This window comes from Pseudomonas anuradhapurensis (assembly GCF_014269225.2).
In the GTDB taxonomy this organism is placed as follows: Bacteria; Pseudomonadota; Gammaproteobacteria; order Pseudomonadales; family Pseudomonadaceae; genus Aquipseudomonas; species Aquipseudomonas anuradhapurensis.
The window spans coordinates 2,181,431-2,204,805 of record NZ_CP077097.1 but is presented as its reverse complement, the minus strand read 5'-3'; the positions used below and the strand labels follow the sequence as shown (position 1 = coordinate 2,204,805).

At 64.3% G+C, this 23,375-nt stretch carries 24 protein-coding genes; 15 read left to right on the top strand and 9 right to left on the bottom strand.

Translation table 11 applies throughout. The features are described 5' to 3' along the window. Positions 1-48: 48 nt before the first annotated feature. The gene (locus HU763_RS10205) at positions 49-342 is read right to left on the bottom strand and encodes a DUF1330 domain-containing protein (RefSeq protein ID WP_186684609.1); all 294 of its coding nucleotides are present in this window, start codon (positions 340-342) and stop codon (positions 49-51) included. A gap of 78 nt (positions 343-420) precedes the next feature. Here HU763_RS10205 and ribBA point away from each other — a divergent pair, with 78 nt between their 5' ends. The 7 genes from ribBA to HU763_RS10170 all read left to right on the top strand — a co-directional run bounded on the left by ribBA (position 421) and on the right by HU763_RS10170 (position 8,464). Continuing rightward, positions 421-1,542, top strand: coding sequence for a bifunctional 3,4-dihydroxy-2-butanone-4-phosphate synthase/GTP cyclohydrolase II (ribBA, locus tag HU763_RS10200; RefSeq protein ID WP_186684608.1), 1,122 nt, complete (start codon positions 421-423; stop codon positions 1,540-1,542). Positions 1,543-1,877: 335 nt separating this feature from the next. Continuing rightward, positions 1,878-2,903 carry a polyamine ABC transporter substrate-binding protein gene (locus tag HU763_RS10195; protein WP_186684607.1) on the top strand — a complete coding sequence of 342 codons (1,026 nt, stop codon included), beginning with the start codon at positions 1,878-1,880 and terminating at the stop codon, positions 2,901-2,903. Then, positions 2,900-3,817, top strand: coding sequence for an ABC transporter permease (locus tag HU763_RS10190; protein ID WP_186684606.1), 918 nt, complete (start codon positions 2,900-2,902; stop codon positions 3,815-3,817). Before HU763_RS10195 ends, HU763_RS10190 begins: the two co-directional genes overlap by 4 nt. Before the next feature lie 6 nt (positions 3,818-3,823). Beyond that, complete coding sequence (locus HU763_RS10185) at positions 3,824-4,633, top strand: ABC transporter permease (protein ID WP_186684605.1); 810 nt, start codon at positions 3,824-3,826, stop codon at positions 4,631-4,633. Positions 4,634-4,652: 19 nt separating this feature from the next. Continuing rightward, complete coding sequence (locus HU763_RS10180; RefSeq protein ID WP_186684604.1) at positions 4,653-5,801, top strand: ABC transporter ATP-binding protein; 1,149 nt, start codon at positions 4,653-4,655, stop codon at positions 5,799-5,801. Positions 5,802-5,910: 109 nt separating this feature from the next. After that, positions 5,911-7,212 carry a substrate-binding domain-containing protein gene (locus HU763_RS10175; protein WP_186684602.1) on the top strand — a complete coding sequence of 434 codons (1,302 nt, stop codon included), beginning with the start codon at positions 5,911-5,913 and terminating at the stop codon, positions 7,210-7,212. Positions 7,213-7,399: 187 nt separating this feature from the next. Then, complete coding sequence (locus HU763_RS10170; protein WP_186684600.1) at positions 7,400-8,464, top strand: TerC family protein; 1,065 nt, start codon at positions 7,400-7,402, stop codon at positions 8,462-8,464. Positions 8,465-8,511: 47 nt separating this feature from the next. Here HU763_RS10170 and HU763_RS10165 read toward each other — a convergent pair whose 3' ends face one another. Continuing rightward, positions 8,512-8,880, bottom strand: coding sequence for a histone-like nucleoid-structuring protein, MvaT/MvaU family (locus HU763_RS10165; protein WP_170029334.1), 369 nt, complete (start codon positions 8,878-8,880; stop codon positions 8,512-8,514). A 169-nt stretch (positions 8,881-9,049) separates the two neighbouring features. On the opposite strand from HU763_RS10165, the gene HU763_RS10160 reads away from it, so the two are divergent. Further along, positions 9,050-9,844 carry an OBAP family protein gene (locus tag HU763_RS10160; RefSeq protein ID WP_420831041.1) on the top strand — a complete coding sequence of 265 codons (795 nt, stop codon included), beginning with the start codon at positions 9,050-9,052 and terminating at the stop codon, positions 9,842-9,844. On the opposite strand, the gene HU763_RS10155 is transcribed toward HU763_RS10160, so the two are convergent. Then, on the bottom strand, positions 9,841-11,064 hold the full coding sequence (locus HU763_RS10155) for an acyl-CoA dehydrogenase (protein ID WP_186684598.1): 1,224 nt from the start codon (positions 11,062-11,064) through the stop codon (positions 9,841-9,843). The two genes, HU763_RS10160 and HU763_RS10155, sit on opposite strands and share 4 nt — an antisense overlap. Before the next feature lie 140 nt (positions 11,065-11,204). Here HU763_RS10155 and HU763_RS10150 point away from each other — a divergent pair, with 140 nt between their 5' ends. After that, complete coding sequence (locus HU763_RS10150; RefSeq protein WP_170029332.1) at positions 11,205-12,131, top strand: LysR family transcriptional regulator; 927 nt, start codon at positions 11,205-11,207, stop codon at positions 12,129-12,131. A gap of 194 nt (positions 12,132-12,325) precedes the next feature. Then, positions 12,326-13,480, top strand: coding sequence for a cysteine desulfurase family protein (locus tag HU763_RS10145; RefSeq protein ID WP_186684595.1), 1,155 nt, complete (start codon positions 12,326-12,328; stop codon positions 13,478-13,480). A 7-nt stretch (positions 13,481-13,487) separates the two neighbouring features. On the opposite strand, the gene HU763_RS10140 is transcribed toward HU763_RS10145, so the two are convergent. The 3 genes from HU763_RS10140 to nfsB form a co-directional block, all read right to left on the bottom strand. After that, a complete protein-coding gene (locus HU763_RS10140; protein WP_186684593.1) occupies positions 13,488-13,925 on the bottom strand; it encodes an RES family NAD+ phosphorylase in 438 nt (145 codons plus the stop codon). Continuing rightward, positions 13,922-14,371, bottom strand: coding sequence for an antitoxin Xre/MbcA/ParS toxin-binding domain-containing protein (locus HU763_RS10135; protein WP_186684591.1), 450 nt, complete (start codon positions 14,369-14,371; stop codon positions 13,922-13,924). Before HU763_RS10135 ends, HU763_RS10140 begins: the two co-directional genes overlap by 4 nt. Positions 14,372-14,500: 129 nt before the next feature. Further along, the gene (gene nfsB / locus HU763_RS10130; RefSeq protein ID WP_186684588.1) at positions 14,501-15,154 is read right to left on the bottom strand and encodes an oxygen-insensitive NAD(P)H nitroreductase; all 654 of its coding nucleotides are present in this window, start codon (positions 15,152-15,154) and stop codon (positions 14,501-14,503) included. A gap of 104 nt (positions 15,155-15,258) precedes the next feature. Between nfsB and HU763_RS10125 the strand changes: the two genes are divergently transcribed. The 3 genes from HU763_RS10125 to HU763_RS10115 are packed head-to-tail and all read left to right on the top strand — an operon-like array spanning position 15,259 to position 17,697. Continuing rightward, positions 15,259-16,182: a LysR family transcriptional regulator gene (locus tag HU763_RS10125; protein WP_186684586.1), complete on the top strand. Its 924-nt coding sequence runs from the start codon at positions 15,259-15,261 to the stop codon at positions 16,180-16,182. Between the two features lie 49 nt (positions 16,183-16,231). Beyond that, on the top strand, positions 16,232-17,062 hold the full coding sequence (locus tag HU763_RS10120) for an AraC family transcriptional regulator (RefSeq protein ID WP_186684584.1): 831 nt from the start codon (positions 16,232-16,234) through the stop codon (positions 17,060-17,062). Between the two features lie 50 nt (positions 17,063-17,112). Continuing rightward, the gene (locus HU763_RS10115; protein ID WP_186684582.1) at positions 17,113-17,697 is read left to right on the top strand and encodes a LysE family translocator; all 585 of its coding nucleotides are present in this window, start codon (positions 17,113-17,115) and stop codon (positions 17,695-17,697) included. Positions 17,698-17,748: 51 nt separating this feature from the next. On the opposite strand, the gene HU763_RS10110 is transcribed toward HU763_RS10115, so the two are convergent. Next, complete coding sequence (locus HU763_RS10110) at positions 17,749-18,948, bottom strand: sugar transporter (protein ID WP_186684580.1); 1,200 nt, start codon at positions 18,946-18,948, stop codon at positions 17,749-17,751. 206 nt (positions 18,949-19,154) lie between these two features. Here HU763_RS10110 and HU763_RS10105 point away from each other — a divergent pair, with 206 nt between their 5' ends. Next, positions 19,155-20,471, top strand: coding sequence for a hypothetical protein (locus tag HU763_RS10105; RefSeq protein WP_186684578.1), 1,317 nt, complete (start codon positions 19,155-19,157; stop codon positions 20,469-20,471). Between the two features lie 60 nt (positions 20,472-20,531). On the opposite strand, the gene calA is transcribed toward HU763_RS10105, so the two are convergent. Then, a complete protein-coding gene (gene calA, locus HU763_RS10100) occupies positions 20,532-21,584 on the bottom strand; it encodes a vanillin reductase (protein WP_186684576.1) in 1,053 nt (350 codons plus the stop codon). 180 nt (positions 21,585-21,764) lie between these two features. Between calA and HU763_RS10095 the strand changes: the two genes are divergently transcribed. Continuing rightward, positions 21,765-22,670, top strand: a complete 906-nt coding sequence (locus HU763_RS10095; RefSeq protein ID WP_186684574.1) for an AraC family transcriptional regulator — start codon at positions 21,765-21,767, stop codon at positions 22,668-22,670. A gap of 35 nt (positions 22,671-22,705) precedes the next feature. On the opposite strand, the gene HU763_RS10090 is transcribed toward HU763_RS10095, so the two are convergent. Continuing rightward, positions 22,706-23,302 (bottom strand): TetR/AcrR family transcriptional regulator, encoded by a 597-nt coding sequence (locus HU763_RS10090; RefSeq protein ID WP_170029320.1) that lies wholly within the window; start codon positions 23,300-23,302, stop codon positions 22,706-22,708. Positions 23,303-23,375 lie beyond the last annotated feature (73 nt).

Genomic DNA, 23,375 nt, shown 5'->3' with positions numbered 1-23,375 from the left:
GTCCGCCCTCTTCGCGGGTTGAACCGCGAAGAGGGCATCAGGCAACACTCAAGGCTCGAACCCCTCGACGATGATCACTTCGGCTTTCGCCACCCCCTGGCGATGGCTGCACGCCTCCTGGTACAGCGCCGACCGGTAACACGCCAATGCCTGCTCGTACGAATCGAACTCGATCACCACGCTACGCTGAGGGGTAGACCGACCTTCCAGCGCCTCGCTGCGCCCGCCACGGGCCAGAAAGCGGCCGCCGAACGCCTGGAAGGCGGCCGGGGCGCGCTGGGTGTACTGCTGGTATTGCTCGGGGTCGGTCACGTCCACATGGGCGATCCAGTAGGCCTTCATGCGCTGCTCTCCTGTTACGGCGATATTTATGTATGATGGTATACCATAATAATCACCCTATCACCGTGAGCGTGCAACATGGCATTCAACACCATCGAGGAACTTCTCGAGGATTACCGGCAGGGCAAGATGGTCCTGCTGGTGGATGACGAGGACCGGGAAAACGAAGGCGACCTGCTGATCGCCGCCGAGCGTTGCGACGCCCAGGCCGTCAACTTCATGGCCCGCGAAGCGCGTGGCCTGATCTGCCTGACCCTGACCGAAGAACATTGTCAGCGCCTGGGCCTGGAACAGATGGTACCGGCCAACGGCAGCGCGTTCAGCACCGCTTTCACCGTGTCGATCGAAGCGGCCAGCGGCGTGACCACCGGCATTTCCGCCGCTGATCGGGCGCGCACCGTGGCCGCCGCCATGGCCCCCGGCGCCCGCCCCGAGGACCTGGTGCAACCGGGGCACATCTTCCCCCTGCGCGCCCGCGAAGGCGGCGTGCTGACCCGCGCCGGCCACACCGAAGCCGGCTGCGACCTGGCGCGCCTGGCCGGTTTCACCCCGGCTTCGGTGATCGTCGAAGTGCTCAACGACGACGGCACCATGGCCCGCCGCCCCGACCTGGAAGTATTCGCCGCCCGGCATGGCATCAAGATCGGCACCATCGCCGACCTGATCCACTACCGCCTGAGTACCGAACAGACCATCAAGCGTATCGGCGAACGCGAACTGCCGACCGTGCATGGCAGCTTCCGCCTGGTCACCTATGAGGACCGCATCGAAGGGGGTGTGCACATGGCCATGGTCATGGGCAACATCCGCCGCGAACAGCCGACCCTGGTGCGGGTACATGTGATCGACCCGCTGCGCGATCTGGTCGGTGCCGAATACGCCGGGCCGCCGAACTGGACGCTGTGGGCGGCGCTGCAGAAGGTGGCCGAGGAAGGCGCGGGTGTGGTGGTGATCCTGGCCAACCATGAGTCTTCCCAGGCCCTGCTCGAACGCGTACCGCAGCTCACCCACCCGGTGCGGCCTTACCAGCGAGGGCAATCGAAGGTGTACTCCGAGGTCGGCACCGGGGCGCAGATTCTGCAGGACCTCGGTGTCGGCAAGCTGCGTCATCTGGGCCCTCCACTGAAGTATGCCGGGCTGGCTGGGTACGAGTTGGAGGTGGTGCAGAGCATCCCCTTCGAGCCTGAGCTGGTGGGCTGATACGGAGCCTTGTAGGAGCGGCCTTGTGTCGCGAAAGGGCTGCGAAGCAGCCCCAAGCAATTTGTGCATCTGCGCTGAAACCCGGGGGCTGCTTCGCAGCCCTTTCGCGACACAAGGCCGCCCCTACACGGGATGGAGTGATGGCCGGTAGCCCCATAACGCTTGCCAAAAGTTTGGAATACCATAATATGATATCCCGTAGACCTTAAATCTGTCGGCCGGCTCCTACAATTACAAACGGCCTTCAGACACCTTGTTTTAGCGGCTCCCCGAACACGATTGGCGGGCGCACCACAAGCCCCGCCTCGAATAACAAAAGCAACGAGGGCGTAACCATGCTGTTGAGCAAACGTGTAACCGCAGTGCTGTCCGCCAGCCTGCTGACCCTGGCCTGCCAGGCCACCCAGGCTGCCGACAGCCTGAACTTCGTCAGCTGGGGCGGTACCACCCAGGACGCCCAAAAGGAAGCGTGGGCCGTACCTTTCAGCAAGGCCACCGGCATCAAGGTGGTCCAGGACGGCCCCACCGACTACGGCAAGCTCAAGGCCATGGTCGAGAGTGGCAACGTGCAGTGGGACGTGGTCGACGTCGAAGCCGACTTCGCCTTGCGGGCTGCCAGCGAAGGCCTGCTCGAACCCCTCGATTTCTCCCAGATCAAGCGCGACAAGATCGACCCGCGCTTTGTCTCAGACCACGGCGTCGGTTCGTTCTTCTTCTCCTTCGTGCTCGGCTACAACGAAGGCAAGCTCGGCGCCAACAAACCACTGGACTGGACCGCGCTGTTCGACACCAAGACCTACCCCGGCAAACGCGCCCTGTACAAATGGCCCAGCCCTGGTGTGCTGGAACTGGCCCTGCTGGCCGACGGCGTAGCCCCCGACAAGCTCTACCCGCTGGACCTGGACCGCGCTTTCAAGAAGCTCGACACCATCAAGCAAGACATCGTCTGGTGGGGGGGTGGCGCCCAGTCGCAGCAGCTGCTCGCCTCGGGTGAAGCTTCGCTCGGCCAGTTCTGGAATGGCCGCGTCTACGCCCTGCAGCAGGACGGTGCGCCGGTGGGCGTGAGCTGGAAGCAGAACCTGGTCATGGCCGACTTCCTCGTGGTGCCCAAAGGTGCCAAGAACAAGGATGCGGCCATGAAGTTCCTGGCCAACGCCAGCAGCGCCGAAGGCCAGGCCGAGTTCGCCAACAAGACCGCCTACGCGCCGGTGAACGTCGACAGCGTGGCCAAGCTGGACAAGGACCTTGCACAGAACCTGCCCACCGCCTACGCCCAGGACCAGGTCACCCTCGATTTCGCCTACTGGGCCAAGAACGGCCAGGCCATCGCAGCCCGCTGGAATGAGTGGTTGGTCAAATGAAAGTCGCCATCAACGCCCTGCATAGCGCGCAAGGTGCCCCCACGGGCACCGGCGCACCGGGCGCGGCCGCGCGCCGCGTCAGCCTGAGCCAGCGCTGGAAAGGCAGCCGCAACCTGTTGCCGGCCCTGCTTTTCCTTGGCCTGTTCTTCTTCGCCCCACTGGCCGGCCTGTTGCTACGCGGGATGCTGGAGCCGACGCCGGGCCTGGGCAATTACGAGCAGCTGTTCGCCAACTCGGCCTATGCGCGGGTGCTGTTCAACACCTTCTCGGTGGCCGGCGTGGTCACCCTGATCAGCGTGCTGCTGGGTTTCCCGCTGGCCTGGGCAATCACACTGGTGCCCAAGGGCTGGGGCCGCTGGCTGCTGAACATCGTACTGCTGTCGATGTGGACCAGCCTGCTGGCACGCACCTATTCCTGGCTGGTGCTGCTGCAGAGTTCGGGGGTGATCAACAAGGCGTTGATGGCCATGGGAATCATCGATACGCCACTGGAAATGGTGCATAACCTGACCGGCGTGGTGATCGGCATGAGCTACATCATGATCCCGTTCATCGTGCTGCCGCTGCAGGCCACCATGCACGCGATCGATCCGATGGTGCTGCAGGCCGGCTCGATCTGCGGCGCCAGCCCGTGGACCAATTTCTGGAAGGTGTTCCTGCCACTGTGCCGCTCGGGGCTGTTCTCCGGGGCGCTGATGGTGTTCGTGATGTCGCTCGGTTACTACGTCACCCCTGCCTTGCTGGGCGGTGCGCAGAACATGATGCTGCCCGAATTCATCATCCAGCAGGTGCAGTCCTTCCTCAACTGGGGCCTGGCCAGCGCCGCCGCCGCACTGCTGGTGGTCATCACCCTGGTGCTCTTCTACCTGTACCTGAAGCTGCAGCCGGAATCCCCGGTTGGCAACGCGAGGTAAACCGCCATGCTCCTGTCTCCCAATGCCATGGGCCGCCCGCTGCGTACCGGCCTGTACCTGACCACTGGCGTGATCGCGGCCTTTCTGCTGCTGCCGGTGGTGTTCATCGTGCTGCTGTCGTTCGGCTCGTCGCAATGGCTGGTGTTCCCGCCGCCGGGCTGGACTTTCAAATGGTATGGCCAGTTCTTTTCCAACCCGGAATGGATGGATGCCGCCCTGGCCAGCCTGAAGGTGGCCCTGCTGACCACTGCGGCTGCGGTGCTGCTGGGCCTGCCCACCGCGTTCGCCCTGGTGCGTGGCCGTTTCCCTGGCCGCGAACTGCTGTACGGGCTGTTCACCATGCCGATGATTGTGCCGCTGGTGATCATCGCGGTAGCGGTGTATGCGCTGTTCCTCAAGCTTGGTTACACCGGCACGCTGTTCGCTTTCGTGGTCAGCCACGTCATCGTTGCCCTGCCCTTCACCATCATTTCGATCATCAACTCGCTGAAGCTGTTCGACCAGTCGATCGAGGATGCCGCGGTGATCTGCGGCGCCTCGCGCCTGCAGGCGATTTTCAAGGTGACCTTCCCGGCGATTCGCCCGGGCATGATCGCCGGCGGCCTGTTCGCCTTCCTGGTGTCGTGGGATGAAGTGGTGCTGAGCGTGATGATGGCCAGCCCCGACCTGCAGACCCTGCCGGTGAAGATGTGGACCACCTTGCGCCAGGACCTCAGCCCGGTCATTGCCGTGGCCTCGACCCTGCTGATCGGCCTGTCGCTGCTTGTCATGTTCATTGCCGCCGCGTTGCGCCGGCGCACCGAAGTCAACGCCTGAGCGCGCGGAGAAAACAATAATGAGTGCAATGATGAAAGAAAACGTGCCAGGCAAGACCCTGGTCAGCCTGCGCGGCCTGAACAAGCATTACGGCGACTTCACCGCCGTCGATAATCTCGACCTGGACATCCAGGATGGCGAGTTCCTCACCTTTCTTGGCTCCAGCGGTTCGGGCAAATCCACCACCCTGTCGATGCTGGCCGGTTTCGAAACGCCCAGCAGCGGCGAAATCCTGGTCGACGGCCAGTCGCTGGTCAACGTGCCACCGCACAAGCGCGACATCGGCATGGTGTTCCAGCGCTATTCGCTGTTCCCGCACCTGAACGTGCGCGACAACATCGGCTTTCCGCTGGCCATTCGCAAGCTGAGCGCCGCCGAGACCAGCAAGCGCGTCGACGCCATGCTCAAGCTGGTGCAGCTGGAGCAGTTCGCCCACCGCAAGCCGGCGCAGATGTCTGGCGGCCAGCAGCAACGCGTGGCGATCGCCCGAGCGCTGGTGTACGAGCCACGCATCCTGCTGATGGACGAGCCCCTGGGTGCGCTGGACAAGAAGCTGCGCGAAGACCTGCAGGACGAACTGCGTCAGCTGCATCGACGCCTGGGCATCACCATCGTCTACGTCACCCACGACCAGGAAGAAGCCATGCGCCTGTCGCAGCGCATCGCCATCTTCAGCCAGGGCAAGATCGTCGGCCTGGGCACCGGTTACGACCTGTACCAGAACCCGCCGAATGCCTTCGTCGCCTCGTTCCTCGGCAACTCCAACTTCCTGCGGATCAAGGCCAGCAGCAACGGCGCAGGCAGCTTCGAAGGGCAGCCGGTGGCGATTCGCCTGACGCCGGGCCTGGCCGCCGCCCAGGAGGCGCTGATCATGGTGCGCCCGGAAAAGGCCCTGGCCCTCACCGCCGAACAGGCCGTACGCGAGCCGCTGCCGGCGGGCTGGAACGAGGTCAGTGCCAAAGTTGGCGAGGTGTTGTTCCTAGGCGAGAGCCAGACTTGCCATGTGGTCACTGCGGGCGGCACCGAGCTGACCGTGAAGGCACTGTCGGCTGCCGGCATGCCGATGCGGCCGGGCGATACCGTGAAGGTGCGCTGGGCGGTGGCAGATGCCTGCATCTACACCGAATGGGCCGAGAGCGATTTGAGCAAGTCCGCCGGGGCGCATTGAAATAACCGGGGCCGCTACGCGGCCCATCGTATCGCCCGGCAACAGTCACATTATCATCACGCTACTGTCGTAATCTGCCGGCCAACTCTATGCCACAGGGCTAACCGGCATGCCCCGCCTGCTTGTCTTGCTGCTTTCCCTGCTGCCGCTGACGGCCCACGCCGAGCACCTGCGGGTGCAAGGATCCAACACCATTGGCGCAGCGCTGCTGCCGGCGTTGGTCCAGGCGCAATTGCGCGCCCGGCAAGCCACTGCGATCGAACAGCACCCCGGGCAACTGCCCAATGAAACCGTGATCACCGCGCGCGACGCCCAAGGGCAGCCGATACGCGTCGATATCGCCGCCCACGGTTCCACTACCGGCTTCACCGCCCTGGGGCGTGGCGAGGCCGACCTGGCCGCCGCTTCGCGGCCGATCAACGACAGCGAAGCGGGCCAGCTGCGCGCACTCGGCGACCTGCGCAGTGCCGCCGCCGAGCAGGTGATCGGCCTCGATGGCGTCGCGGTCATCGTCCACCCCGACAACCCGCTACCCCAACTCACTACAGCGCAATTGGCACAGGTCTTCTCCGGCCAGATCCAGCGCTGGGAGCAACTGGGCATTGCCGGTGGAAACATCCATCTCTACGCCCGTGACGACCGCTCCGGCACCTACGAAACCTTCAAGGCGCTGGTGCTGGAACCGCAGCACGAAACGTTGTCAGCCACGGCCAGGCGCTTCGAATCCAGCGACGAGCTGGCCGCGCAAGTCGGCGCCGACCGACAGGCCATCGGCTTCAGCAGCCTGCCGGCCGTGCACCGCGCCAAGGTACTGGCGGTGGCTGAAGGCGATGCCCCGGCCATGCTCCCCGAGCGCGCGCTGGTGGCCAGCGAAGACTACCCACTGTCGCGGCGCCTGTACTTCTACCTGCCGGCTAAGCCGAAACCGCAGGCCAAGGCCCTGGCGGACTTCGCCCAGAGCCCGGCCGGGCAGGCAATCGTCGCCCAGCTAGGTTTCGTCTCGCAGCAGATCAATGCCCAACCTGTCGTGCCGCTGGCCGACATGCCGCCGCGCTATCGCGCCCTAGCCCAGCAAGCGCAGCGGCTGAGCGTGAACTTCCGCTTCCAGGAGGGCAGCGCCAGCCTCGACAGCAAGGCATTGCGCGATGTGCAGCGAGTGGCCGAGTACCTGCGCCAGGCCGGCAAGCTGAACGGCAAGGCGGTGCTGGTGGGGTTTGGCGACCCCAAGGAAACGCCCGGGCGTGCCGCCCTGCTTTCCCGCCTGCGCGCCCAAGCGGTGCGCCGCGAGCTGGCGCGCGATGGTGTCGAGGTATTGCAGGTGATGGGAATGGGCGATGAACTACCGGTGGCGGGCAACGAACTGGAGCAAGGCCGCCTGCGCAACCGCCGGGTCGAGGTGTGGGTGAACTGACCTGGAAGCTGCACGCCAGGTCGCCGCCACACAGGTCCTGGCAAAAAAATGTAACAGCTCCCCATTCGGCATCCCCGGCAATCAGGTCTAGGCTCAAGAGCATGTGATACCGGGCCCCTCTGACGGCTGCCAGGCCGCCATGTCGGATCACTGTTGCCATGCAACGTCGACATTCAAGGAGGGGCTCATGACAGCTCTACACACATTCCTCACCACCCCGTTCCTCGGCACCAGCGCCTGGTTGTGGCTGCTGTTCGTGGCCATCGTCGTCGGCCTGCTGGTACTCGACCTTGGCGTGCTGCATCGCCACGACCGGGAAATCGAAATGCGCGAAAGCCTGTTGCTGTATTCAGGCTATTTCAGCGTCGGCGTGCTGTTCGGCATCGGGGTCTGGTACTACCTGGGGGCGCAACCGGCGCTGGAGTTCTATACCGGGTTCCTGGTCGAGCAGTCGCTGTCGATGGACAACGTGTTCGTCATGGCGATGATCTTCAGCTACTTCGCCATCCCCCGCCGCTACCAGCACCGCGTGCTGTTCTGGGGCATCCTCGGCGTGGTCGTGCTGCGGGCGATCATGATTGGTGTGGGCGCGGCGCTGGTGCAGAACTTTGCCTGGGTGTTGTACGTCTTCGGCGCCTTCCTGCTGTTTACCGGGGTGAAGATGGCGCTGTCGAAGGAAGACCACCGGCCGGACCTGGCCAACAACCCGATCCTGAAGTTCGTGCGGCGGCACATGCGGGTCACCGAGCAGATTCACGGCGCGCATTTCTTCGTACGCCAGGCCCCGCCCGGCCAGCACAAGCCGCTGCGCCATGCCACCCCACTGTTCCTGGCGCTGGTGCTGATCGAACTGGCCGACCTGGTGTTCGCCGTCGACAGCGTGCCGGCGATCTTCGCGATTACCCAGGACCCGTTCATCGTCTATACCTCGAACATCTTCGCCATCCTGGGGTTGCGCTCGCTGTATTTCGCCCTGGCGGCGCTGATGCACCGCTTCGTTTACCTCAAGTACGCGCTGGCGATGGTGCTGATCTTCATTGGCTGCAAGATTTTCTACCACGGCATGGTGGGCAAGGTGCCGGCGTTGCTGTCGTTGGGGGTGACGTTCGGGCTGTTGCTGGGTGGCGTGGTGGTTTCACTGGTCAAGACGCGCGGGGGAAAACCGGAAACCAGGGATGCTGCATGCCAACAGCCAGTGAAGGTTGATTCTACAGCCAACCAAAAAGAGGACGACCCGCAAATGCGGGTCTGATTTCTAGCTAGTCAGACTTAAGCAATAACTCTCCCTGCCTGGGCACACTAACGAACCAGCCAGCTCTCGACTTCTTCAGCGCCATGTTCAGCTTTCCACGCCTTCATCTTCGCGTGGTTGCCGCCCTTGGTTTCAATCATTTCACCCGTATGCGGGTTCTTGTACTGTTTCACCTGGCGCGCGCGACGCCTGGCTTTCGGCGCAATGGCGGGCTGAGCCGGGCGGCGACCGCCTTGCGGGTCCAGCAGGCTGATGATGTCGCGCAGGCTGAACTCATACTTGGCCAACAAGTTGCGCAGTTTGGTTTCAAACTCGATTTCTCTTTGCAGCTCGGGGCTGCCTTTCATGGCTTCCAGTTCGGCAAGTTGAGCAGCCAGTTTCTGTTCCAGCTGGCGGAATTCTGCGAGACGGGACATGGGGGTACCTTCCTCAGGACGGCCTGGGTTGCGAGGTTGACAACGAATTAGTGCAGCCGGGCGAGAACTAAGTTCCAGGCCATTGCGCCAGCAGTACCGCCCGTCCCGTACATTCAATGTTATGCACCAACCGACGGTCTTCTGCCCACACCCCATGGAGACCGATTACATGAAGTTCACCACATGCTGCCTGAGCCTTTCAGTCGCCTGTCTCGCCCTTTGGGGCTGCTCGACACCCCGAACAGTATCGCCTGTCGACGCACCCGGCAGCCCCGAGTCCGCAACCACCCAACTACTGGAGGCAGGCGCAGCGCTGTTGCAGGACAAGCCCCCCATCGAAGCGCTGAATGCCTATCTGGATGGCTTCCACTTCTACAATGGCCACCCCGAGATCCAGATGGAAGCCCACCATTACTGCTCGCTGCTGAACGAAGATGTGATTCAGTGCGTGATCTACGACGGCAATACCCGTAGCGCCAAGATCATGGGCATCGAGTACATCATCGACCGGAAACTGTTCACCCACTTGCCGGCAAAGGAAAAAGCCATGTGGCACAGCCACGGCTATGAAGTATCGTCCGGCCAGTTGGTCGCGCCGGGCATCCCCGCACCGGCAGAACATGCGCTGATGCAGCGCCTGGCGCATACCTATGGAAAAACCTGGCATACCTGGCACACCGACCAGGACAAGGCGCTGCCGCTCGGGGTCCCGCAATTGATGATGGGCTTTACCGCCGATGGCCAGGCCAACCCGGCCATGGTCGAGCAACGCAACCGGCGCCTGGGCATCGATACGGTCAAAAGCAGGGCGCAACGGGCCGACATCGCGATACCGGCAACAGACCCGCAGGCCAACGGCTGGCAACGGGGCGATGTGATTCAGCTCGTCGACCCGACCGGCGCCCACCTCCACCGCCCAACCAAGGCGACTCCGGAAAACACCAACAGCCGCTCCAGCCGTTAACCATGCCCCTTGCGCGCCGGCATGTATTTACCGATTTCATACTTGCCAATCGCCGCCCGGTGCACCTCGTCCGGCCCGTCGGCCAGGCGCAGGGTACGCTGCATGGCATACATGTAGGCCAGCGGGAAGTCGCCGCTCACTCCTGCCCCGCCATGGATCTGGATCGCCCGGTCGATCACTTTCAACGCTACGTTCGGGGCGACGACCTTGATCTGCGCAATCTCGCTGCGAGCCACCTTGTTGCCGACCGTGTCCATCATGTACGCCGCTTTCAGCGTCAGCAGCCGGGCCATGTCGATTTCCATGCGCGAGTCGGCAATCTTGTCGACGTTGCCACCCAGTCGCGCCAGTGGCTGGCCGAAAGCGGTGCGCTCTACCGCGCGTTTGCACATCAGTTCCAGTGCTCGTTCGGCCATGCCGATCGAGCGCATGCAGTGGTGGATACGGCCCGGACCAAGCCGCCCCTGGGCAATCTCGAAACCGCGGCCTTCGCCGAGGATGACGTTCTCGTACGGCACCCGCACGTTTTCGAAGAGCACTTCGGCGTGGCCGTGGGGCGCGTCATCATAGCCGAACACCGGCAGCGGCCGAATGATCTTCACCCCGGGCGCATCGGTGGGCACCAGCACCATCGAATGCTGCTGGTGGCGTGGCCCCTGCGGGTCGGACAGGCCCATGAAGATCATTACCTTGCAGCGGGGATCGCAGGCGCCCGAAGTCCACCACTTGCGGCCATTGATCACCCATTCGTCACCGTCACGCACAGCCGTGGCCGCCATGTTGGTAGCGTCCGAGGACGCTACGTCCGGTTCGGTCATGGCGAATGCCGAACGGATCTCGCCGCGCAACAGCGGCTCCAGCCACTGGCGCTTCTGCGCATCGCTGCCATAACGCACCAGCACTTCCATGTTGCCGGTGTCCGGTGCCGAACAGTTGAACGGCTCCGGCCCGAGCAGCGAGCGGCCCATGATCTCTGCCAGCGGGGCATATTCCAGGTTGCTCAACCCGGCGCCGTATTCCGATTCAGGCAGAAACAGGTTCCACAGCCCCTCGGCGCGGGCCCTGGCCTTGAGCTCTTCCATGATTGCGGTGGGCTGCCAGCGGTCGCCCTCGGCGACCTGCCGCTCGAACACCGCCTCGGCGGGGTAGACATGGGCGTCCATGAACGCGCTGACGCGCTCGCGCAGAGCCTGGACCTTGGGCGAATAGGCGAAATCCATCGGGGCTACCTTCACGGTTCGAAGTACATGGAGCAGAGCCTAGAGCAGCATGCCACCATCCACCTAGTCTATTTTCCGCGTGTATAAACATTCATAACCGATATATGATCGGCCGATAATTCCAACAAAGAGCGGCACCCATGAACCTCAGCAAGGTCGACCTCAACCTGTTCATCGTGTTCGATGCCATCTACACCGAAGCCAACCTGACCCGCGCCGGGCAGATTGTCGGCATCACCCAGCCGGCGGTGTCCAATGCCCTTTCGCGGCTGCGCGAAACCTTCAACGACCCGTTGTTCGTGCGCACCGCGCAAGGCATGGTGCCCACGCCCATGGCGCAGAACATCATCGGCCCGGTGCGCAACGCCCTGGCGCTGCTGCGTACTTCGGTGCAGGAAAGCCGCATCTTCAACCCGCAACAGGCCAACAAGACCTTCCGCATCAGCATGACCGACCTGACCGAGGCGGTCATCCTGCCGCCGCTGTTCCAGCGCCTGCGCCGCCTGGCACCGGCGGTGCTGATCGAAAGTTTCCTGTGCAAGCGCCGCGAGACCACCAAGGAACTGGCCGCCGGGCGCCTGGACTTCGCCATCGACGCGCCCTTGAATACCGACCCGCAAGTACGCCACATCAAACTGATGCAGGATCGCTATGTCTGCGCCCTGCGCCAGGGCCATCCATTGGCAGACAGCAAACTGACCCTGGAAAGCTACCTGGGCATGACCCATATCCATATCTCCAGCCGCCGCAACGGCCTGGGCTATGTCGACCTGGCCCTGGGCAAGATGGGCGTGCAGCGCAAGGTTGCCTTGCGCTCGCAGCATTACCTGATGGCCTCGCAGGTGCTGCAGCAGACCGACATGGCAATGACCGTTCCCGAGCGCTTCGCCCGCCGCCATCAGTTGCGCTACCAGCCCCTGCCGGTGGAAGTACCGGCGCTGGAGACCCACCTGTACTGGCATGAAAGCACCGACCAGGACCCGGCCAACCGCTGGATGCGCGAACAGATCACCGAGTTGTGCGAGCGCGTCGTCGCCGAGGAAGAGAAGGCGCTGGCACCGGCATGAAGGGGTAGCCAATTGGTTTAGGGTGAAATCCGAAGCAGCCAAGAGAAAAATTTCCTACAAACTCATCAGCAGCTAGAATTATCTGTTTGAAGATTTGGAAAAACGGCCACAAGAAGCGAAAACCATCGCGTACGTGGCGGGTACGCTTGCGCCATCGATCGCCGATTTCACGGCAGCACACACGGACCCGCCCAATGCCTAGCGCCCCGCTCTACTTCGACTACGCCGCCACCACTCCGGTCGACGACCGGGTCATCGAAACCATGCTCGCCTGCCTCGGCAGCCAGGCCAACTTTGGCAACCCGGCATCCACTGGCCATGCCTTCGGCCAGGCCGCCCGCCAGGCTGTCGAGCAGGCCCGTCAGCAAGTGGCCGAACGCGTCGGCGCGCAGGCTGACGCATTGGTCTGGACATCAGGCGCGACCGAGTCCAACAACCTGGCGCTCAAGGGCATCGCCCAAGGCCTCGGCCAGCCCGGGCACCTGATCACCAGCCAGTTGGAACACAAGGCCGTGCTCGACACCGTGGCCGAACTGGAGCGCCAGGGCTGGGCGGTTACCCGCCTGGGAGCAGATGCCGCCGGCCTGATCCAGCCTGCAGCCGTGCAGGCGGCGTTGCGCGCCGACACGCGCCTGGTGTCGCTGATGGCGGTCAACAACGAGCTCGGTACGCTCACTGACGTTGCCGCGATTGGCCAACAGGTGCGCGCCCACGGTGCCCTGCTGCACGTGGATGCGGCGCAGGCGGTAGGCAAACTGGCCATCGACCTGAACCTGATGGCCGTGGACCTGATGTCGTTTTCGGCGCACAAGGTCTATGGCCCCAAGGGTATCGGTGCACTCTACGTCGGGCCGCGCGCACGCCCGCTGATGTGCGCGCAGATGCACGGTGGCGGGCATGAACAGGGCTTGCGCTCTGGCACCCTGGCGACCCACCAGATTGTCGGCATGGGCAGCGCTTTTGCCTTGGCCGGCCAGCCCGGCGATAGCGAGTACCAGCGCCTCGAGCAGCTGGCCGGGCGCCTGCGCGAAGGCCTGTTGGCGCTGCCTGGGGTCACCCTCAATGGCTGCGCCCGCCAGCGTATTCCGCATACGCTGAACCTGTGCATCGACAACCCGCGTTTCAACAGTGCAGCACTGGCCAGTGAGCTGGCATTGTCGACCACCTCCGCCTGCAATTCGGCAAGCAATGCGGCCTCGCACGTACTGCTGGCACTGGGGCTGGACGAACGTCGGGCACGCAACAGCGTGCGCCTGAGCATCGGCCGTTTCAGCAACGCGGCTGAAGTGGAGAAAGCGATCGAAGTGTTTGCCAGGGTGCTGGCGGCGGCAGCGGCGGCTCTCTGGTAAGCCCGCCCTAGAACAGCCGGCTGTCCGGCGTGAAGTCCTCGACGTCGAGCCTGGCACTGTGCGCCTGCGGATGCCGCGGGTTGAACAGGTAATTGATGGTTCTGGGCATGATCGCGCTGGGCACCGGCAGCAGCAATGCCGAACAGTCATCGAGGAAGCGGTTGCCCAGGCCGCGGGTAAGTTCGGTCTGCGTTGACCAACCGGGCTGCAAGGCTGGCAGTTGCGCTTGCGATACCGTGTCGGGCAACTCGATGCGCAGCAAACGCATGGTGGTGGGGAAATCCTCGGGGTCGATCTCCAGGTGCACCAGCACCTCGAGCATGGCACCGGCCGGGCTGGTGGCGGCATAGACCACCGGCCGCCCGGCCTGGTGCCAGCGGCCGCTGACACGCAGACCGCCGGTTCCGCTCAGGTCGGCATAGGCGCTGATTCGCCACAGGATCACAAGCCAAAGCCTTCGGCGATCTGCAGCAGCATTTCCTCGACCTGGGTAGTACCTTGCTGGGTAGTGAGCATCTGCATCGGCGTCAACCCCGCGAAGCGCTCCTTGGGCTTGGACAGCCAGCGCTTGGCTTTGGCCGCGTCGCCGAACACGGCTTCGGCCATGGCGGTGATATGCGCCGAGCGGAACAGCCGGTCACTTTCCTCGACGGTCAGTGGCTGGTCACGTTCGATGCGCGACTTCAGGGTGCGCAGGGGAATGATCTGGTCACGCTCCACTGGCGTGAATACCCCGAGCTCGGTCAGCTTTACCAGCCAGGTGGCGGCAAACCCATGGGTGATGCGCGTGTGGATCTCGAAATCACTGGCAAGCTCGGGGATTTCCAGCAGCGCATGCAGGCGCACCCGGTACTCGTGGTAACCGTTGTCGCGAAGCACTTCGGCAAGCATGGCAAGCTCCTTTCCGGCGTTTGCCGACAAGTATGCGGTATTTGCCGAATACTTGCCAACCCGGTTGCCGAGCGGTCGAGCGCGGGAGCTTGATAAATGGCAGGGGGCCGCAGAGCGGCCCCGGCGATGTCACAGGAAGGTGAACACCTGCGAAGCTGGCAAGCGCGACTTGTTCAGCCCGGCATTGAAATCCGTCTCGCTGCGATACCCCAGGCTGAGGAGCACCACGCTGGTGAAGCCACGCTCGCGCAGGCCCAGTTCGGCATCGAGGATCTTGCTGTCGAAGCCCTCGATCGGTGTCGCGTCCAGGCCATGGGCCGCAGCCCCCAGCATGGCCGTACCGAACGCCAGGTAGGTCTGCTTTTCCATCCAGTGCTGCAAATCTTTCTGGTCAAAACGGTGCAGGTCGACGTAGTGCCGACGGCTCTGGTTCTGCGCGGCGCGCGCCTGCTCATCGCGGAAGCGGCCATCCGCTGCCTCCTGCTCGAGCACTGCGTTCAGGTGGGCCTCGCTCATCTCGGTGCGCGTGCAGAACACAATCACGTGTGACGCATCGAGGATCTTCGGCGAGTTGTAGGCAAAGCGTTCGGCAGTGCTCTTGGCCAGGCGCGCCTTGCCTTCGGCAGTGTCGGCGACGATGAAATGCCACGGCTGCGAGTTGACCGACGACGGGCTGTGGCGCAGTTGCTCGAGCAAGGCGTCGACAGTGGCCTGGGGAATGCGACGCGAGGCGTCATAGGCTTTGGTGGTGTAGCGGCGCTTGGCCAGCGAGACGGTATCCATGCAACAACTCCTGGAATCAACAAGGGATTTGCGGGCCATCCTATCTTCCCTGCAGAAAAGAAAAACCGGCACAATGCAACAACACTTTAACGCCTGGAGTGAAAATGCTGCGCATCGCCGACCTCGAACTGTTCGTCCGCAGCAGCGTACTGGGCAGTTTCACCGCCGCCGCCCACGAGGCCGACTTGTTGCCCGGCCAGGTAGCTGCCGCGATCAAGCGCCTGGAGCGCGACCTCGATGTGCGCCTGTTCGCCCGCACCACCCGCAGCCTGCGCCTGACTGCCGAAGGCGAGCTGTATCTGCCGACCGCAGTGAACGTGCTGGAAAGCCTGCGCCAGGGCCGCGAAGACCTGCATGGCAACTCCAGCATGCTGCGTGGCGTGCTGCAGGTGTCGGCACCTTCAGACCTGGGCCGCAACCTGCTGCTGCCGTGGCTGAGCGCCTTTCGCCGCGAGCATCCGGCGCTGCACCTGCGCTTGTTCCTGTCCGACCAGATCGCCGACCTCAACCGCGACCCGGTGGACGTGGCTATCCGCTACGGCCTCAACCAGGACGCCAACTACATTGCCCTGCCCCTGGCCGACTGGAACCGCCGGGTGCTGGTCGCCTCGCCCGACTACCTTGCCCGCCACGGCCGCCCACTCACGCCTGAAGCCCTGCAACAGCACGCCTGCCTGCTGTACATGCAGCACAATCGGGTCTACGACAAATGGCGGGTGGGCAACCGTACCGTGCAAGTGCGCGGACCGCTGGTCAGCGACGATGCCGACGTGATCCGCCGCCTGGCCTTGCAAGGCGAAGGCATCGTCTACAAGTCGTGGCTGGATGTGAGCGCCAACGTGGTCGCCGGCGAACTGGAAATCATCCTGCCCGAGCACCTCGGTGAGGCTGCCCCGGTCACCCTGGTATGCCCGCACCGCAAGCAACTCACGCCCGCGATCAGGCAATTGCATGTGTGGCTGCGCGAACGCTTCGAGGCCCTGCGCACACGGGTGCTGAGCAACGGTTGCACAATCGTTCCAGACTGAGCCAGGCCTTTACGCTAAGGTGGGAATTTTCCACCCGGGCACGCCGCCAATGAGCAACTGGATCGACCTCAAGCAGGACGCCGATACCGGCATCGAGTCGGTCCGCGCGCATTTCGTCGGGCATGCCTACGACCCGCACTGGCACGACAGCTTCCTGGTCGGCGTGACCGAACAGGGGGTGCAGCAGTTCAACTGCCGCCGGGTACGCCATCGCAGTACACCGGGGCAGGTGTTCCTGCTCGAGCCCGGCGACATCCATGACGGCCTGGCACCGACCGCGGAAGGCTTCACCTATTCGACGCTGTACCTGCAGCCCGCCTGGCTCGACCAGCAACTGCGGGCGCTGTTCGAGCACGTGCCAGGCGACAGCCTGCCCAGCTTTGCCGATACCCTGTGCCAGGACGAACGCCTGGCCCGCGCCACCGCCCTCGCCTTCCGGGCCGTGCACCAGCAGGACTGGCGGATTGTGCGCCAGACCGCCATGGACGACCTGCTGGCTTGCCTGACTCGCCACCTGCATTGGCGCCGGCGCATCAACCCCGACCCGCGCCTGCCGCTGACCGCCCAGCGAGCGCGGGATTACCTGCACGCCCACCTGGCATGCGACATTGGCCTCGAAGACCTGGCCCAGGCCTGTGGCATCGACCGCTTCCGCCTGACCCGCGCGTTCAAGGCCGCATATGGCCTGGCGCCGCACGCCTACCTGATCCAGCTGCGCCTGGCTCGCGCGCGGCGCCTGCTCGCCGAGGGCCAGACACCCACCGAGGTGGCCATGGCCCTGGGCTTTGCCGACCAGAGCCACCTGGGGCGCTGGTTCCGCCGTGCCTACCAGCTGACCCCAGCCGACTACCGCAAGCGCTGCTCAAACCTTCCAGACTGAACGGCGGCAGCCAGCCAGCATGGTGCTTCGTTCATCCGGAGCCATTGATCATGTCGCAGTCGCTGTTGCCTTTCATCCTGTTTGCCCTGGTGTCCAGCATCAGCCCCGGGCCAACCAACCTGTTGATCCTTGCGCATGGCGCCCGCGCTGGCCTGCGCGCGAGCCTGGCGCCGATCGTGGCGGCCTGTGGCGCAGCCGCCGCGATCGTGCTGATGGTCGGCCTGGGGCTGGGTGAGCTGCTGCTGCGCCACCCCCTGGCTCAGCAGTTGATGAGTGGCGCCGGTGTGCTGTGGTTGAGCTGGCTGGCGTGGAAGATGCTGCGCAGTGCGGGCGCCCCGCTGCAGGCAGCCACCGGGCAAGGTTTCAGTGCGCTCAGCGCGGCCGCGTTGCAGGTGGTGAACCCCAAGGTGTGGCTGATGGCCGTGGCCGTGGTCGGGGTGTTTGCCGCACCGTCGCTGCCGGTGTGGCAACTGGCGCTGGTGTTCCTGCTGATCGCCCTGCCGTGCATGGCAGCCTGGGCGCTGCTGGGGGCAGGCAGCGCGCTCTGGCTGCAGGCGCCGCAGCGGTTGCGGCTGTTCAACCAGGTGCTGGCAATGGTGCTGCTGGTGTCTGCGTGGGCTGCCGTGCTGGCCTGAACTGTCTGCGCAGGTCTGCGGGGTATCCGAGGAGCGCGTGCCTGCGTCAGCTCAGTGTGCCAGTGCCTCGCGGAACCGCGGTGCACTGGCAACCGCCAGCAGCAACCCGAGCACCGCCACGCTTCCGCCCACCAGGCCGATGTACGCCACGTCCAGCTGGCTGCTGACGATACTGCCGAGCAATGCGCCACCGCCGATGCCGATGTTGTAGATACCCGAGAACAACGCCATGGCCACGTCGGTTGCATCGGAGGCCAGCTTCAGGGTCTTGGACTGCAGCGACAGGCTGAAGCTGAGGATTGCCACACCCCAGAACATGCTCAGCACAGCGAACGCATAGAAATTGCCTGACAGCGGCAACAGCAGCAGCAGGCACGCCGCCAGCAGGCCGATCGAGCCGACCAGGAAGCCATGCGGGAAGCGCTCGCTGTAGCGGCTGAACAGCAACGAGCCGAATACCCCGGCGCCACCGAACAGCAGCAACAGCAAGGTGGTGCGTTCACCGCCAATCTGCGCCACATGCAAGGCGAACGGTTCGATGTAGCTGTAGGCCGTGAACTGCGCGGTAATCACCAACGTCACCAGCACATAGGTGATCACCAGCGCCGGGCGCTTGAACAGGATCGGCAGGCTGCGCAGCGAGCCGGAGTTCTGGCTGGGCAGCAGCGGCAGCGACTTCATCAGGCACAACATGGTCGCCAGCGCCACACCGGCAATGCTCAGGAAAGTCACCCGCCAGCCCAGTGCCTCACCCACCACGCGGCCCAGCGGGATGCCCAGGACCATGGCCAGGGTTGTGCCCGTGGCCAACAGGCCCAGCGCCTTGGCCTGCTGGCCCGGCGGCGCCACACGCACCGCCAGCGAGGCGGTGATGGCCCAGAACACCGCATGCGCCAGGGCAATGCCGATCCGGCTGACCAGCAACATGGCAAAGCTCTGTGCCAGCCACGACAGCAGGTGGCTGACAATGAACACCAGGAACACCAGCAGCAACAGGCGCCGCCGCTCGATGTTGCGGGTCAGCAGCATCATCGGCAACGAGGCCAGCGCCACCACCCAGGCGTAGATCGTCAGCATCAGGCCGACCTGGGCGGTGCTCATGGCGAAGCTGCGGCCAATGTCGCTGAGCAGCGCCACCGGGACGAACTCGGTGGTATTGAAGATGAACGCAGCCAGGGCCAGGGCAATCACGCTCAGCCAGCTGCCGCTGCCGGCCGTAGGGGGCATGTGGGTGGGTATGGGTCCATTCATGGGTTGCAACCGGTTCTCCGCAGACAAGGCAACAGACCGCGCGCCGGCCACCCGGTTGCACTGGGTGTCGACGTACGCTTTGTTATTGGAAGGAATGCCCGGCATGGTACGCGTCACACCCGGGCCTCACAACCGCGCATCGGGCAGAAGGAGTACCATGCGCGCTTTGTGTGAAACCTGTATGCAACTTGGAGCCCGACCCGCGCATGGACAAGCAGCCTCCCCAGCAACAGTGGCACCAGGCGGTCACCGCCTACGCCCAGGCCGTCAACGACTACGTCGCGCAGGGCCGCGCACACGGCTGGGACCACCTCGAAGCACCGCAGGCCGCTGCCACCGAGCACTTGCTGGAGGCCTGGCTGGCAGCCCTGCAGGCGGCCAACCGCCCCGGCGTTGCTGACCAGCAGCGCCAGGCCTTCCGCGAGGCCTGGCCGCCTGCGCACCATCCCTTGCTGCCGTTGCTCGATACCCACGGCCAGGGTATCAGCAGTGTCCTGCTGCTGGATGACGGCAGCCTGCTGGCGCGCATCGGCATGCCCTATGAAAAAGGCCAGGTCGTGCATATCGACAACCTCGGGGTAACGCCGGTGATCGGCGTCGAGCATTTCGGCCGCTGCCCTGGGCGTCGCTACTTCGCGCTGGCCAATGCCGAAGGCATACGCGTGACCGATGGCTGGGGCGGCCCCCAGGTACAGCGGTTGGCCTGGCCGACGGGACTGGAAGGGTTGCCGGCAGGTTACCCGTTCGAGCCGTTCGAGCTACCGCCCACCCCCACCGCATTGATCCCCTTCCCGGATGGCCAGCGGGTACTGCTGGTAAGTGCCGAGGGTATCTTCCTGCTGACCTGCCAGGGCGCGACCCGGCTACTGCCGCAGCAGGCGCGGGTGCTCGATGAACTGGCCGAAGGCACCGACCCGGACGACATCAGCCTGGGGCTGAGCATGGAGCACGGTGCAGTGTCGGCGGATGGCCGCTTGATCGCGGTCGGTGAGCAGGGCAGCCGCCACCTGGTACTGGACGACCAGCTCAGGCCCGTGGCCGCAATCGGGCCGGCCAGCGAATACCCGCACTTCGCCCTGTTCAACCGCACGGGGGACCAGTTGATACTCAACGCCTGCCATTTCTACAGCGGGGCCACGTTGGCAGTCAGGGTGGCCGACCTGCCGGGGCTGGATACCGATTATTACAGCCAGGACCCGCGTACCCCACAGGTGCAGGAGGGCGCACGGGTGTATGCCGCCGTGGCACGTGACGGCGAATACATCGTCGGCGATGCCTATGGTTACCTGCGGGCGTTTGGTGAAGACGGCGTGGAGCATTGGCAGCATTACCTGGGCTCGACCATCAGCGCGCTGGATGTCAGTGCCGATGGGCGGACGCTGGTGGCGGCCAGCCATGCCGGGTTCGTTTCGCTGATTGCGCTGGACAGCCAGCGGCCAGCCTGGCAGATCGGCACCGGGGACCATGGTGAAGTGCGGCGCTGGTTGTTCTGGAAGGGCTGGGACAGGCCGATGGCCTGGTAACCGTGCGCGTAGCCCCGCGCCCGCGGTGCATGGACCAGCGGGAGCGGGATTGCCCGAGCATCAGCCCTGAAGTGTGGCCATGTCGATGACGAAGCGGTACTTCACATCGCCGGCGATCATCCGCTCGTAGGCCTGGTTGATGTTGCGAATATCCAGCAGTTCGATATCACAGCGAATGTCGTTCTCAGCACAGAAATCCAGCACTTCCTGGGTTTCGGCAATCCCGCCGATCAGCGACCCCGCCAGCACCCGACGCTTCAACACCAGATTGGCCGCATGCAGCGCGGGGTCGATCGGTTCGATCAGGCCCACCAGAATATGCACGCCATCGAACTTCAGTGTTTCCAGGTAGGGGTTGAGGTCATGCTGGACCGGGATGGTGTCGAGCAGGAAATCGAACCGCCCGGCAGCCGCGCGCATCTGCTCGGCATCGGTAGACACGATCACATGGTCGGCGCCCTGGCGACGCGCCTCGTCGGCCTTGGCCTGCGAACGGGTGAACAGCGTGACCTCGGCGCCCAGGGCCTTGGCCAGCTTGATGCCCATGTGGCCGAGGCCTCCCATGCCGAGAATGCCAACCTTGTGGCCAGGGCCGACGCCATGGTGCTTCAGTGGCGAGTAGGTGGTGATCCCGGCACACAGGATCGGCGCAGCGCTGGGCAGGTCCATGCCGGCCGGGATGCGCAGCACGAAATGCTCGTTGACCACGATGCTGCTGGAGTACCCGCCCATGGTATTGCTGCCGTCGACCCGGTCCGGAGTGGCGTAGGTCATGGTCGGGCCTTCAAGGCAGTACTGTTCCAGGTCCTTGGCACAGGCGTCGCAATGGCGACAGGCGTCGACCATGCAGCCAACGCCAACCAGGTCACCGACCTTGTGCGCAGTCACTTTGTCCCCGACTGCGGTGACCCGGCCGATGATCTCGTGACCAGGCATCAGCGGGTACACGGCAATGCCCCATTCGTTGCGTGCCTGGTGGATGTCGGAGTGACACACGCCGCAATACAGGATCTCGATGGCGACGTCGTCCGGGCGCGGGCTGCGGCGCTCGAAGGTGATGGGGGCCAGGGGGCTGGTTGGCGTCTGGGCGGCATAGCCGATGGCAGTGTACATACAGGGCCTCGCTGTGGAGTGAAACGATTCAGGCGGCGCATTTTGCGCGCCATGTACCGCCCCGCCCACCGCAGATCCTCCGACATTCATGCCTGATTCTCCGAAGATGCCCTGCCGCAGCTGGCGCCCAGCCTCTAATCTGCGATGATCAAACTGTCTGATTCTCTGCCCTGGTCCACCATGCAACTGACCCGCCACGTCGACGCCAACGCGCCGCTTTGCGCGCTGATCCGCAGCCTCGCCACACGTCCAGGCTTCGTGCCCACACACCTGCCCCAGGTACAAGTACTGAGCTGGGACCATTACGTGGCCAGCAGCCCGCAGATCTACGAACCCAGCCTGATGATCCTGGCTCAGGGCAGCAAACTGGCACGCCTAGGGCTTCGAACCTTGGAGTACGGCGCCGGGCATTACCTGGTGCAGGCATTGTCGGTGCCGTTCATGTGCGAAACCTTCGCCACCCCCGAAGCGCCCTTGTTGGGCGTGGCAGTACACATCGACCGCGGCGTGCTCGGGGAGCTGGTACAAAGCATGGACCTGGCCGCGGATGCAGCGGTGCAGGCACAAACGCCGCAATCGATGACTTCGGCGGCGCTCGATGCACCGATGCGCGAATGCGTGGAACGCCTGTTGCACTGCCTGCAGGACCCGCTGGATGCCAAGGTGCTGGGGCCAGCGCGGGTACGCGAGGTGCTGTATACCGCCTTGCGTGGCCCACAGGCGGGCGTATTGCGGGCATTGGTCGAGCAACAGGGACATTTTGCCCGCATTGGCGCCGCCCTCGCCCACCTGCGCGAGCACTACGCCGAGCCACTGAGCGTGGAGGCGCTGGCTGCGCGCGCCAACATGAGCGTTTCCACCTTCCACGAACATTTCAAGCGCTGCACTGACATGGCGCCGATGCAATACCTCAAGCGCCTGCGCTTGCTCAAGGCACAGCAGATGCTGATTGGCGAAGGCCTGGGGGTGGCCCAGGCTGCCCACCGGGTGGGGTACCAGAGCACCTCGCAGTTCAGCCGCGAATACAAGCGCCAGTTCAACCGCAGCCCCGGCGACGAATTACCCTATCAAAGCTTGCCGGTTTGAGCTGATGGGCTTTGCAGCCGGGCAATCTCGAACCTTCACTGGCGCTCGACCATCGCCATGATGGCGGCCTGCAGTTCGGCCTTGGCCGCCTCAGCTTCCAGCTCTCCCGCCGCAGCCGCCTGTGACAAGGCATCCGCTGCCCCCACCAACAGGCGCATGCCAGCAGCCCCGACGGTACCGCTGGGGGAAAAGCCGGCCAGCGCCTCCCGGCATTTGTCCAGGAAGGGTTGCTCATAGGCCCGCTTGAGCGCTTCCATCTCCGGCGACCCGGCCAACGCGGCCGAGACACCGGGTATTTCCAGCCCCTGGCTCATCACGCAGTCGACGTAGGCCTCGGCTATCACCCTGGCGCGGCTGGCCAGGCTGGCGTCACAGCGCGCCAGGGCCTGTTCCAGCATTCGAGACTGGCGGGCATCGTATTCCTGATACAGCGCCACCAGCAGCCCGGTACGGGTTTCGAAATGGTCATAGACCACCGGCTTGGTCACTCCCGCCTGCTCGGCCAGACGGCCCAGGCTGAGGGCATCGGTGCCCTCCTCGCGCACCAGCTGCCAAGCCATGTCGAGCAGCTGGCGACGGCGCTCGTCACGGCTCAGGCGCTTGCGCGAGCGGGTTGGATCATCGCTTGACATCACTAACCTACCAAAAGTAACTTACTGGACGTAACTTACCTTGAGTATATAGCGCTGAAGGTAACCCTGCATC

What these genes read in the sequence shown, in the direction of transcription:
- HU763_RS10205 (WP_186684609.1), bottom strand. Translation starts at nt 342, where the DNA reads ATGAAGGCCTACTGGATCGCCCATGTGGACGTGACCGACCCCGAGCAA.
- ribBA (WP_186684608.1), top strand. Translation starts at nt 421, where the DNA reads ATGGCATTCAACACCATCGAGGAACTTCTCGAGGATTACCGGCAGGGC.
- HU763_RS10195 (WP_186684607.1), top strand. Translation starts at nt 1,878, where the DNA reads ATGCTGTTGAGCAAACGTGTAACCGCAGTGCTGTCCGCCAGCCTGCTG.
- HU763_RS10190 (WP_186684606.1), top strand. Translation starts at nt 2,900, where the DNA reads ATGAAAGTCGCCATCAACGCCCTGCATAGCGCGCAAGGTGCCCCCACG.
- HU763_RS10185 (WP_186684605.1), top strand. Translation starts at nt 3,824, where the DNA reads ATGCTCCTGTCTCCCAATGCCATGGGCCGCCCGCTGCGTACCGGCCTG.
- HU763_RS10180 (WP_186684604.1), top strand. Translation starts at nt 4,653, where the DNA reads ATGAGTGCAATGATGAAAGAAAACGTGCCAGGCAAGACCCTGGTCAGC.
- HU763_RS10175 (WP_186684602.1), top strand. Translation starts at nt 5,911, where the DNA reads ATGCCCCGCCTGCTTGTCTTGCTGCTTTCCCTGCTGCCGCTGACGGCC.
- HU763_RS10170 (WP_186684600.1), top strand. Translation starts at nt 7,400, where the DNA reads ATGACAGCTCTACACACATTCCTCACCACCCCGTTCCTCGGCACCAGC.
- HU763_RS10165 (WP_170029334.1), bottom strand. Translation starts at nt 8,880, where the DNA reads ATGTCCCGTCTCGCAGAATTCCGCCAGCTGGAACAGAAACTGGCTGCT.
- HU763_RS10160 (WP_420831041.1), top strand. Translation starts at nt 9,050, where the DNA reads ATGAAGTTCACCACATGCTGCCTGAGCCTTTCAGTCGCCTGTCTCGCC.
- HU763_RS10155 (WP_186684598.1), bottom strand. Translation starts at nt 11,064, where the DNA reads ATGGATTTCGCCTATTCGCCCAAGGTCCAGGCTCTGCGCGAGCGCGTC.
- HU763_RS10150 (WP_170029332.1), top strand. Translation starts at nt 11,205, where the DNA reads ATGAACCTCAGCAAGGTCGACCTCAACCTGTTCATCGTGTTCGATGCC.
- HU763_RS10145 (WP_186684595.1), top strand. Translation starts at nt 12,326, where the DNA reads ATGCCTAGCGCCCCGCTCTACTTCGACTACGCCGCCACCACTCCGGTC.
- HU763_RS10135 (WP_186684591.1), bottom strand. Translation starts at nt 14,371, where the DNA reads ATGCTTGCCGAAGTGCTTCGCGACAACGGTTACCACGAGTACCGGGTG.
- nfsB (WP_186684588.1), bottom strand. Translation starts at nt 15,154, where the DNA reads ATGGATACCGTCTCGCTGGCCAAGCGCCGCTACACCACCAAAGCCTAT.
- HU763_RS10125 (WP_186684586.1), top strand. Translation starts at nt 15,259, where the DNA reads ATGCTGCGCATCGCCGACCTCGAACTGTTCGTCCGCAGCAGCGTACTG.
- HU763_RS10120 (WP_186684584.1), top strand. Translation starts at nt 16,232, where the DNA reads ATGAGCAACTGGATCGACCTCAAGCAGGACGCCGATACCGGCATCGAG.
- HU763_RS10115 (WP_186684582.1), top strand. Translation starts at nt 17,113, where the DNA reads ATGTCGCAGTCGCTGTTGCCTTTCATCCTGTTTGCCCTGGTGTCCAGC.
- HU763_RS10110 (WP_186684580.1), bottom strand. Translation starts at nt 18,948, where the DNA reads ATGAATGGACCCATACCCACCCACATGCCCCCTACGGCCGGCAGCGGC.
- HU763_RS10105 (WP_186684578.1), top strand. Translation starts at nt 19,155, where the DNA reads ATGGACAAGCAGCCTCCCCAGCAACAGTGGCACCAGGCGGTCACCGCC.
- calA (WP_186684576.1), bottom strand. Translation starts at nt 21,584, where the DNA reads ATGTACACTGCCATCGGCTATGCCGCCCAGACGCCAACCAGCCCCCTG.
- HU763_RS10095 (WP_186684574.1), top strand. Translation starts at nt 21,765, where the DNA reads ATGCAACTGACCCGCCACGTCGACGCCAACGCGCCGCTTTGCGCGCTG.
- HU763_RS10090 (WP_170029320.1), bottom strand. Translation starts at nt 23,302, where the DNA reads ATGTCAAGCGATGATCCAACCCGCTCGCGCAAGCGCCTGAGCCGTGAC.